The 12,209-nt window shown below is 70.3% G+C and carries 1 protein-coding gene (only partly in view); it reads right to left on the bottom strand.

Going from position 1 to position 12,209, the window contains the following annotated elements:
- Nucleotides 1-35: 35 nt before the first annotated feature.
- Nucleotides 36-12,209, bottom strand: partial view of a non-ribosomal peptide synthase/polyketide synthase gene (locus ACX9TP_RS13240; protein ID WP_482980077.1) — the 3' portion only. Its footprint extends 19,278 nt past the window's final position; the window shows 12,174 of its 31,452 coding nt (coding positions 19,279-31,452); its start codon lies off the right edge, out of view; its stop codon occupies nt 36-38.

Consider the following 12,209-nt stretch of genomic DNA (forward strand, 5'->3'; position numbering starts at 1 on the left):
GAAGGTCCGCATCGTGGAGCCCGGTGAAGGGAGGGTCATGAGGCGTCGCGCTCCAGAGAATCCAGGTGATTGACGAGCCGCTCCGCCACACGGAAGGCGTTGGGCGCGGTTAGCAGGGTGAAGTGGTCGCCCGGCACTTCATACACCGTGAGCCTGTCACCGAGCCACGCACTCCAACCCAGGTCCTCGGCACGAGGCGCCCCGCTCGGAGATGTGGCCGCCCGAAGCAGGAGGGCCGGGCCCATGTAGGCGCCCGCGGGCACGTAATTTCGCTGGGCGTGACTGAGCCGCTGATACACGCCGAACAGGCGCTCGGCCGCGTCGAGCTCCAGGTTGAGCCCGTCCGAGGAAGAGCGCCGAGCCTGCTCCAGCACGTAGGCCAGCGCGCCGCGCACGTCCAGCCGCCGCAGGTGCTCCACGTCCAGGGGCAGCGACTGCCACGGCAGCCCGAGCACCCGGCCGAAGCCGGCCAGCTGCATGAGGACGTCCGGCTCGGGCCGGGGCTGCGTCTCAGGGGCGGGGCTGTCGAGGAGGGCCAGCAACTCCACCTGCTCGCCTGCTCCTTGAAGGAGCCGGGCCATCTCGAAGGCGACGAGTCCACCGAAGGACCAGCCTCCCAGGAGGTAGGGTCCTCGAGGCTGCACGGCGCGGACCTGGGCAAGGTAGTCGCGAGCGAGGACTTCAACGGAGGCTGGGGGAAGCTCGCCCCCGTCGAGGCCGGAGGCGGACAGGCCGTAGAGGGGCCTTTCACTGCCGAGCAGGCGGACGAGCTCGGTGTAGCCCAGCACGCTGCCGCCGCCGCCATGGACGAGGAAGAGGGGCCTGTCGGTGGAGGTGCCCCCATCCAGACGGGAGAGGTTGGAGCGGGAGGCGTCGTCGCGCTGTTCCAGGCGAAGGGCGAGGCGCTCGACGGTGGAGCCCTGGAAGAGAGCCGAGACAGGGAGTGCAACTCCAGTGCGCTCGCGGAGTCGCGCCATGAGGCGCACGGCGAGGAGAGAGTGGCCGCCGAGGGCGAAGAAGTCGTCGGTAGCGCCGACCTTTTCGACATGGAGCACCTCGGCCCAGACGGCGGCGACGGCCTCCTCGGTGGGGGTGCGCGGGGCGACATAGGCCGCGCTGGTGGCGGATGCGTCCGGAGCGGGCAGGGCCTTGCGGTCCAGCTTGGCGTTGGCGGTGAGGGGCAGGGTGTCCAGGCGCACGAGGGCAGAGGGCACCATGTATTCGGGCAGCCGCTGCTTGAGCGAAGCGCGGAGTGCAGCCAGGTCGAGCGACTCGGGAGCGGCGACGTAGCCGACGAGGCGCTTGTCACCGGGCACGTCCTCGCGCACCAGGGCCACGGCCTGCTCCACGTCGGGGAAGGCGAGCAGCGCGGCTTCGACTTCGGCCAGCTCGATGCGGTAGCCGCGCACCTTCACCTGGGCGTCCGCACGGCCGAGGAACTCCAGCACGCCGTCCTTGCGCCAGCGGGCGAGGTCGCCCGTGCGGTAGAGGCGGGCGCCGAGCGTGCCGGAGAACGCATCCGGGACGAAGCGCTCCGCGGTGAGGGCGGGCTGGCCGACGTAGCCGCGAGCCACGCCGTCGCCGCCGACGAGCAGCTCTCCCACGACGCCCACGGGTACCGGCTGGCCGTGCGCGTCCAGCACGTACACCTGCGTATTGCCGAGGGGCCTGCCAATGGGCACGGACGTGCCGACGTGCTCCACCGAAGTCATGCGGTGGGTGGAGGCGAAGAGCGTGGTTTCCGTGGGGCCGTAGCAGGCGGTGACGGGGATGCGCAGTTCCTCCAACACGCGGCGGACGTGAGGCGCGCTCACCACGTCACCACCGGTGAGCAACTGCTTCACGCCGCGAAGGGCCGGGAAGTTGTAGTCCACGACCTGGGTGAAGAGGCCTGCGGTGAGGTGGAGTGTCGTCACGCCGTGCTTCGTCAGCACCGACTCCAGTTCCTTCAAGTCGGAGGGCGAATGGGGCGGGAAGACGACGAGCCGTGCGCCATGGAGCAACGGGCCCCATAGCTCCAGGGTGGAAGCGTCGAAGGACACGGGCGCGATGAGGAGGAACGTCTCATCCGGACCCAGGTGCGCATAGTCGTTCCCGAAGAGGGTGCGCAGCACGGCGGCCTGGGGAGTCCCAACACCCTTGGGCCGGCCGGTGGAGCCGGAGGTGAAGTCGATATACGCAAGGCTTTGCGGCATGGCGGCCAGCGCAGGTGCCGAAGTCGGCTGCGCCTCCAGGGACACCTCCTCCAGCACCACGGTGGACAGGCCTTCGCCGGGCAGCTTCTCCAGTAGCACGCGTGAGGTGATGAGCACTCCGGGACGCGCGTCCTCCACCATGGCCGCGAGGCGCTCACGGGGATACGACGGGTCCAGCGGGACGTAGGCGCCGCCAGCCTTGAGGATGGCGACCAGCGAGACAATCAGCTCCAGCGAGCGGTCCAGGGCAATGGCCACGCGTGAGTCGGTGGACACACCCAGGCCGCGCAGATGATGCGCGAGCTGATTGGCACGTGCATCGAGCTGCCGGTAGGTGAGCTTGGAGTCACCGAACTCGACGGCGACCTTGTCCGCGTACCGTGCCACGACCTGCGAGAAGACCTCAGGCAGGGTGGAAGCACGCGGGTACTCAGCGGTGGTGGCATTCCACTCCAGCAGCACCTGCTTCCGCTCCGCCTCGGTGAGCATGGAGATGGAGGCGAGGGGCACCTCGGGCCGAGCCACGAGCGCCTCCACCAGCACCTGGAAGTGCTCCGCCATGCGTGCGGCTGTGGCGGGCTCGAACAGGTCGGTGTTGTAGCGAAGGGGACCCTGGAAGCCTTCCGGCGTTTCGGACAGGCTCAGCTCCAGCTCGAACCGGACCGTGGGGTTTTCCACCCCCTCCAATTGGCGCAGCGCGAGCGCCGGCTTCCGAGCCTGCACCGCCGAGGCGGTGGGCGCGTTCTGCAGAGCGAAGAGCACTTGGAACAGCGGGCTGCGGCTCAGGTCGCGTGTGGGCTGGAGCTCCTCGACCAGCCGCTCGAAGGGCACATCCTGGTGGGCGTAGGCGCCCAGCGAGGACTCCTTCACCTGACGCAGCAGGTGGACGAAGGAAGCGGAGTCCTCCACCTGGGTGCGCAGCACCAGCGTGTTGACGAAGAAGCCGATGAGGCCCTCCAGCTCGCCGCGCTGTCGGCCGGCGATGGGCGAGCCCACCGAGACGTCCGGCTGCCCGGAGTAGCGTGACAGCAGCACCTGGAACGCGGCGAGCAGCGCCATGAAGGGCGTGAGGCGCTCCTGCTGACAGAGCGCCTTGAGCTTCTCCGACGCGGCGCGCGAAAGTGCCACGGGCACGTCCGCGCCCCGGAAGGTCTGTACAGAAGGACGGGGCTTGTCGGTGGGCAGCTCCAGCGTCGTGAGGCCGGAGAGCTGCTTGCGCCACCAGCCGAGCTGCGCCTCCAGCGCCTCTCCCTGGAGCGACTGACGCTGCCAGGCGGCGTAGTCGGCGTATTGGATGGGAAGGGGCGGCAGAGGCGAAGGGTGCCCCTGGGAGAAGGCCTCGTAGAGGGCGGCGACTTCACGCACCAGCACGCCCATGGACCAACCGTCCGAGACGATGTGGTGCATGTTCAGCGCGAGCACGTGGTCCGTGGGCCCCAGCTTCAGGAGCCGGGCACGAATGAGCGGGCCGGTGGAGAGGTTGAACGGAGTCAGCAGCTCCTCGCGCAGGCGCCGCTCCAGCTCGGTGCGGGCGGCGGCGGGCTCCATGCCACTGAGGTCCGTCACCTCCAGGGGCAACTGGCCCTGGGGAGCGATGAGCTGGAGGGGCTGTCCCTCCTGTTGGGTGAAGGAGGTGCGCAGGGCCTCGTGCCGGTGCACCAGTTCCGCGAATGCACGCCGCAGTGCGTCCGTGTCGAGCGGCCCGTCCATGCGCACGAAGGTGGGCATGTTGTAGGAGGCACTGCCGGGCTGGAGCTGGTCGATGAACCACAGGCGCTGCTGAGCGAAGGAGAGCGGCAGCGGCCCCGTGCGCGGCGCGGGGACGATGGCGGACGCCTGGGTCCCGGACGCGGAGCCGATGCGCGTGGCGAGGGCTGCCACGGTGGCCGCTTCGAAGAGGGCACGCAGGGGGAGCTCCACGCCGAAGGTGGCGCGGATGCGTGAGACGAGTTGCGTGGCGAGCAGCGAGTGGCCACCCAACTCGAAGAAGTTGCCGGTGACGCTCACCTTCTGCACGCGCAGCACGGCCGCGAACAGCTCCGCGAGCTTCTCCTCGGTGGCAGTACGCGGAGCGACGAAGGCTTCGGCGGAAACGCTCGCGTCCGGAGAAGGGAGCGCCTTGCGGTCCACCTTGGCATTGGAGGTGAGGGGCAGGGTGCCCAGGCGCACCAGCGCGGAGGGCACCATGTAGTCGGGCAACCGCTGCTTGAGGGAGGTGCGCAGATGGGTCACATCGAGCGACTCGGGAGCGGCAACGTAGCCGACGAGGCGCTTGTCGCCGGGCATGTCCTCACGCACCAGGGCCACGGCCTGCGCCACCTCGGGGAAGGCGAGCAAGGCGGCTTCGACTTCGGCCAGCTCGATGCGGTAGCCGCGCACCTTCACCTGCGCGTCCGCACGGCCGAGGAACTCCAGCACGCCGTTGCACCTCCAGCGGGCCAAGTCGCCCGTGCGGTAGAGGCGAGCACCCGCGACGCCGGAGAAGGAGTCGGGGATGAAGCGCTCGGCGGTGAGGGCGGGCTGGCCGACGTAGCCGCGAGCCACGCCGTCGCCGCCGATGAACAGCTCCCCCACGACGCCCACGGGCACCGGCTGGCTGTGCGCGTCCAGCACGTACACCTGCGTATTGCCGAGAGGCCTGCCAATGGGCACTGACGTGCCGACGTGTTCCACCGAAGTCATGCGGTGGGTGGAGGCGAAGAGCGTGGTTTCCGTGGGGCCGTAGCAGGCCGTCACCGGAATGCGCAGCTCCTCCAACACGCGGCGGACGTGAGGCGCGCTCACCACGTCACCCCCGGTGAGCAGTTGCTTCACCCCGCGCAGGGCCGGGAGGTTGTTGTCCACGACCTGGGTGAAGAGTCCCGAGGTGAGGTGCAGCGTCGTCACGCCGTGCTTCGCCAGCACCGACTCCAGTTCCTTCAAGTCGGAGGGCGAGTGGGGCGGGAAGACGACGAGACGGGCGCCATGGAGAATCGAGCCCCATAGCTCCAGGGTGGAGGCGTCGAAGGAGACCGGAGCGATGAGAAGGAACGTTTCCTCCGGGCCCAGGTGCGCGTAGTCGTTGCCGAAGACGGTGCGCAGTACGGCGGCCTGGGGCGTCCCAACACCCTTGGGCCGGCCGGTGGAGCCGGAGGTGAAGTCGATATAGGCGAGGCTCTGGGGCAGTGCTGCCAGCGGAGGCGCCGACGTGGGCTGGCTCTCCAGGGACACCTCCTCCAGCACCACGGTGGACAGGCCTTCGCCAGGCAGCTTCTCCAGTAGCGCGCGTGAGGTGATGAGCACTCCGGGACGCGCGTCCTCCACCATGGCCGCGAGGCGCTCACGGGGATACGACGGGTCCAGCGGGACGTAGGCGCCGCCAGCCTTGAGGATGGCGACCAGCGAGACAATCAGCTCCAGCGAGCGGTCCAGGGCAATGGCCACGCGCGAGTCGGTGGACACGCCCAGGCCACGCAGGTGCCAGGCGAGCTGATTGGCACGTGCATCGAGCTGCCGGTAGGTGAGCTTCTCCTCGCCAGACTCCACGGCGACCTTGTCTCCGTACCGCGCAACGACCTGTGCGAACACTTCGGGCAGGGTGGAGTCTCGCGGGTACTCGGAGGTGGTGGCGTTCCACTCCACGAGCACCTGCCGGCGCTCTGCCTGCGTCAACATGGACAGAGATGCGAGCGGCGCCAGAGGCTGGGTGACAAGGGCCTCCACGAGGACACGGAAGTGCTCCACCATCCGCTGTGCCGTCGTGCTCTCGAACAGGTCGGTGTTGTAGCCCAGCGAGCCCTGGTAGCCGTTCGGGCTCTCCGTGAGGTTGAGCTGGAGCTCGAACTTGATGGTGGGGTTGTCCACCATCTCCACCGGGCGCAGCGTCAGGGCCGTCTTCTGCCCCTGTCCCTCGGGCACGGGCGTGTTCTGCAGGGCGAAGAACACCTGGAACAGCGGACTGCGGCTCAGGTCACGGGTGGACTGGAGCTCTTCCACCAGCCGCTCGAAGGGCACGTCCTGGTGCGCATAGGCGCCCAGGGCTGCTTCCCTCACTTGCTGTAGTACGTCGCGGAAGGAGTGGCGTGCATCGAGCTGCGTGCGCAGCACGAGCGTGTTGACGAAGAAGCCGATGAGGCCTTCCAGCTCGCCCCGATTCCGGCCGGCGATGGGAGAGCCGACAGAGATGTCCTGCTGTCCGGAGTAGCGCGACAGCAGCACCTGGAACGCAGCGAGCAGCGCCATGAAGGGAGTGACGCCCTCCTGCTGGCACAGCGCATTGAGCTTCTCTGAAGCGGCCCGGGACAACGCCAGGGGCGCATGCGCGCCACGGAAGGTCTGCACGGGCGGACGCGGCTTGTCGGTGGGCAGCTCCAGGGTGGCGGCGCCGGAGAGGTGCTGCTTCCAATACGCGAGCTGCGCATCGAGTACCGCGCCCTGCAGCCAGCTGCGCTGCCACACCGCGTAGTCCGCGTATTGGAGCGGCATCGGACGCAGCGGTGACGACCGGCCTTCGGCAAAGGCCGTGTAGAGCGCGGCCACTTCGCGCACCAGCACGCCCATGGACCAACCGTCCGAGACGATGTGGTGCATGTTCAGCGCGAGCACGTGGTCCGTGGGCCCCAGCTTCAGCAACTGCGCGCGCAGCAGGGGGCCGGTGGAGAGGTTGAACGGAGTCAGCAGCTCCTCGCGCAGGCGCCGCTCCAGCTCGGTGCGGGCCGCTTGGGGCTCCAGGCCACTGAGGTCCGTCACCTCCAGGGGCAACTGGCCCTGGGGAGCGATGAGCTGAAGGGGCTGGCCTTCCTGCTGGGTGAAGGAGGTGCGCAGGGCCTCGTGCCGGTGCACCAGTTCCGCGAACGCACGCCGCAGTGCGTCCGTGTCGAGCGGCCCGTCCATGCGCACGAAGGTGGGCATGTTGTAGGAGGCGCTGCCGGGCTGGAGCTGGTCGATGAACCATAGGCGCTGCTGGGCGAAGGAGAGTGGCAGTGGCCCGGTGCGCGGCGCGGGGACGATGGCCGGAGCTCGAGCGCCGGTCGCGGACGGGAGCGCCGACCCGATACGTGCGGCAAGCCCTTCGACGGTGGGCGCCTCGAAGAGGACACGCAGCGGCAACTCCACGCCAAGCTGGGAGCGGATGCGCGAGATGACCTGCGTGGCCAGCAGCGAGTGACCGCCCAGCTCGAAGAAGCTGTCGGTGACGCTCACCTGGGGCAGGCGCAGGATGGTGGAGAACAGCTCCGCGAGCTTCGCCTCCATCGGGGTTCGCGGAGGGGTGAAGGGCGCGTCGCCACGCAGGCTCTCCGCGTCGGGCGCGGGCAGCAGGTTGCGCGCCAGCTTCCCGCTGGGCGTCAGCGGCAGGGCCTCCAACATGACGAAGGCGGAGGGCACCATGTATTCGGGCAGCCGCTGCTGGAGGTAACCGCGCAGGCCCTCCGCATCCGCCGCGCCCTCCGCGACGACGTAGGCCACCAGCCGCTTGTCTCCCGCTACGACTTCGCGCACCACGGCGGCCGCGTCGCGGACTCCGGGCGCGGCGCGCAGGACGGACTCCACCTCGCCCAGCTCCACGCGGTAGCCGCGCAGCTTCACCTGTCCATCCAGGCGGCCGAGGAAGTCCAGGGTGCCGTCCGCCCTCCACTTCGCCGCGTCGCCGGTGCGGTACAGCCGTGCTCCCGGCTCGGGGCTGAACGGGTCCGGCACGAAGGACTTCGCCGTCAGGTCAGGGCGCGCCAGGTAGCCGTGCGCCAGGTGCGTGCCTCCGACGAACACCTCGCCGGGCACGCCTACCGGGCAGGGCTGCCCGTGCGCATCCAGGACGTAGAGCTGCGTATGGCCCACCGGCGCGCCAATGCACGGCAGCTTCGGCCACGTGGACGGAGGGCCCTCCAGCCGGTACGCGGAGACAACGTGCGCCTCCGAAGGGCCGTACTGGTTCTCCAGCACGCACCCGGGCAGCTTCTCGAAGAAGGCCACCAGGGCCGGCGTCACCTGGAGTTGCTCACCCGCCGTCACCACCTCGACGAGCGCGTGCGGCACCGGAGAGCCATGGGACACGGCGTCCGCCATGGCCTGGAGCGCGACGAACGGAAGGAACAGTCGTTCCACCGCGTGCCGGTCCATGAACTCGAGCAGCGCGGGGATGTCCTGGCGCAGGCCACCGGTGGGCAGCAGCACCGTACCGCCGCACCACCAGGTGCCGAACAGCTCCTGGAGAGACACGTCGAAGTTGAGCGAGGCGAACTGCAGCGTGACGCCCTCCGGGCGCGCCACGGAGCGCGGGTTCTGCCACGCCAGCAGATGGCTGATGGCCCGGTGGGGCATGACGATGCCCTTGGGCCGGCCCGTGCTGCCGGACGTGTAGATGAAGTAGCAGTTGGACTCCGGCGACACGTCGCGGGCCGGCGCGTGCGTCGGCAGGCGCGCGAGCAGCTCGGCCTCGGTGTCCAGGCTCACGCGGAGCGCGCCCGAGTGGGCGGGCAGCGAGGAGCGCAGGTGGGACTGCGTGAGGAGGACCGGGGCCTGCGCGTCCTCCAGCATGAAGGCGAGCCGGTCCGCGGGGTAGGTAGGGTCCAGCGGCAGGTACGCGGCGCCGGCCTTGAGCGTGGCCAGCACGGCGACCGCCATGTCCAGGCTCTTGTCCAGGCACAGGCCCACCGTGCCTCCGGCGGGCACGCCCAGCTGTACCAGGTGGTGCGCCACCTGGTTGGCGCGCATGTCCAGCTCCGCGTAGGTGAGCGAGCGCGTGCCGTCGCTGACGGCGACCGCATGCGGCGTACGCCGGGCCTGTTCCTCCACCGGCCGGTGCAACAGCACGGGCGTGTGGGGCGTGTGCGAGGTGTCGTTGAAGTCCACCAGCAGCTGGCGCTTCTCGTCCTCATCCAGCAGCGTCAGGCGGGAGATGGGCTGACCCGCATCGGCCACGGCCGACTCCAGCAGCCGCACCATGTGGCGGCCCATGCGCCGCGCCGTCGCCTCGTCGAAGAGGTCGGTGCTGTATTCGAGCCATCCGGAGATGCCGTCTTCGAGGTCCGCGAGCAACAGCGCCAGGTCGAACTTGGACGTGCCGCTGTCCACCTCCATCGGTCGCACGACGCTGGCACCGTCGCCGCCAGCGCCTTGGGCCTCTGGCGCCCGCTGGTGCGGGGTGTTCGTCAGCCCGAGCATCACCTGGAACAGCGGAGTGCGGCTCAAATCCCGCTCCAGCTTCAGCGCGTCCACCAGCTTCTCGAAGGGGACATCCTGGTGGGCGTATGCGCCCAGCGTGGTCTCCTTCACCTGGGCGAGCAGCTCGCGCAGGCTCATTCCGGGCGCCAGCCGCCCGCGCAGGGCGAGCGTGTTGACGAAGAAGCCGACGATTCCCTCCAGCTCGGCGTGCTGGCGGTTGGCGATGGGCGAGCCCACCACGATGTCGTCCTGACCCGAGTAGCGCGACAGCAGCACCTGGAAGGTGGCGAGCAGGCCCATGAAGGGCGTGACGCCCTCGCGCTCGCACCACTGCTTGAAGGTGGCCGTGAGGGTCACCCCCAGGCGCACCGGGATGGTGCCGCCGCGGTCCGTCTGCACGGGGGGGCGGGGCCTGTCGGTGGGCAGCTCCAGCGCATGCGGAACGCCATGGAGCTGGTGGCGCCACCAGGCCACCTGCCGCTCCAGCGTTTCGCCGCGCAGCCAGCCGCGTTGCCAGGCCGCGTAGTCCGCGTACTGGAACGGCAGCGGCGGCAGCGGCGACGGTCGCCCGCGAACGAAGACCGGGTAGAGCAGCCCCACCTCTCGCAAGAGGATGCCGCTGGTCCAGCCGTCCGAGACGATGTGGTGGACGGTGACGAGCAGCACGTGGCGCTCGTCTGACAGTCGCACCAGCGTGGCGCGCAGCAGCGGCGCCTGCGTCAGGTCGAAGGGCTTCTGTGCCTCCGCGAGCGCCTCGCGCCGGGCCGCCTCGTCGAGCTGGGACGCGGGAAGCTCGCCCAGGTCCACGAAGGACAGCGTGAGCTCCGCATCCGGGTGGACGCGCTGGAAGGGCTCGCCATCCTCCAGGGTGTGGAAGCTGGTGCGGAGCACCTCATGCCGGCGGACCAGTTCCTGGAGGGTGCGGGTGAGGGCCTCGCGGTGCAGGGGGCCGTCGATGCTCACGGCGAAGGGGATGTTGTAGAAGGCGCTGCCGGGCTGGAGCTGGTCGAGGAACCAGACGCGCTGCTGCGAGAAGGACAGGGGCAGCGGGCCGGTGCGCGGCACGGATACCAACGGCGGGAGCTGCTCGCCGGCGTGAGACCGCCGCGCGGACTCCACGCGCGAGGCGAGCGCGGCGAGGGTGGGCGCCTCGAAGAGTGCGCGCAGGGGCAGCTCCACGCCAAAGGCGCGGCGCACGCGGGAAACGACCTGCGTCGCCAGCAGTGAGTGACCGCCGAGGTTGAAGAAGTCGTCGGTGACGCTGACTGTCTCCAGATGCAGCACCTCGGCCCAGATGGCGGCGAGCTGCGTCTCCGTGGGAGTGCGCGGGGCCACGAAGGTGGCACTCGCGTCCGTGTTCATCGCGGGGGCGGGCAGGGCCTTGCGGTCCACCTTGCCGTTGGGCGTCAGCGGCAGCGCCTCCAGTGGCACGAAGGCGGAGGGCACCATGTGCTCGGGCAGGCGCTCGCGCAGCCAGGAGCGCAGGCCGGTGACGTCCAGGGAGGGGACGACGTAGGCCACCAGGCGCTTGTCGCCGGGGACGTCCTCGCGAGCCAGCACCACCGCGTCGCGCACCTCGGGGTGCTCGCGCAGCACGGTGGCGATTTCACCCGGCTCCACGCGGAAGCCGCGCACCTTCACCTGAAAGTCGGCGCGGCCGATGAACTCCACGCGTCCGTCCTCGCGCCAGCGCACCTTGTCCCCGCTGCGATACATGCGCGCGCCCGGCACGGGCGAGTAGGGGTCTGGCAGGTAGCGCTCCGCCGTCAGCTCCGGCCGGTGCAGGTAGCCGCGCGTCACCTGGGCGCCGCCGATGTACAGCTCGCCGGGCACGCCCACGGGCACCGGACGGAGGGCCTCGTCCAGGACGTACAGCCGCGCCCCGGCCAGGGGCCGGCCCAGCGGCACCGTGGCCGGTGCCGAGTCCGGAGCGGGCGCTTCCACCCGTCCCGCGAGCACGCCCACGGTGGTCTCCGTGGGGCCGTAGTGGTTGAACACCTCGCACTCGGGAGCCAGCGCGCGCACCTGCTCCATGAGGGCCCAGGTGGAGGACTCGCCGCCGAGCACCAGCTTCTTGCGAGGCAGCACGAGCCGGGGCTCGGCCGCCGTGAGCAGCGCGGACAGGTGAGAGGGGACGAGCTTCACGCACTCCACCGCGTGGCGCTGGAAGTACTCGGCCACGCCCTCCGGGCTGCTGGCGCGCTCCTGGGTGAGCACGTGCAGCAGGCCGCCGGTGCAAAGCGCCGGGAAGAGCACGGTGTTGCCCAGGTCCGCCACGAAGGTGGACACCAGGGCGAAGCTCGCGCAGTCGGTGAGGCCCAGCCGCTCGGTGGCGGCGCGCACGTAGTGGACGAGCTGCCCGTGGGCCACGGCCACGCCCTTGGGGCGTCCGGTGCTGCCCGAGGTGAAGAGGACGTAGGCCAGGTGGTCCGAGGACACCTCGCGAGGCGGCGCATCCCCCCGCCCGGCCGCGAGCAGCTCGGCCTGCGTGTCCAGCAACACCGGCCGGACGGAAGCCCCCGTGAAGGCGTCCGCATGGCGCGACTGCGTCACCACCACCGGGGCGGCGACTTCTTGCACCAGCGCGAGGAGGCGCAGGGCGGGCTGCGCCGGGTCCAACGGGACGTAGGCGCCGCCCGCCTTCCAGACGCCCAGCAGCGCCACCACGGTGTCCACGGAGCGCTCCAAACACAGTGCTACACACGTCTCGGGCCCCACGCCCAGCGAGCGTAGGTGCCAGGCAAGCTGGTTGGCCCGCCGGTCCAGCTCCCCGTAGGTGAGCACCTGTCCCTCGCAGGCCACCGCGGGCCTCGACGGGTGGCGCGCGGCCTGTGCCTCGATGAGCGCGTGCAGGGGGCCTTCTGCGGCGAAAGA

The sequence above is a fragment of the Pyxidicoccus sp. M15 genome (assembly GCF_056858435.1).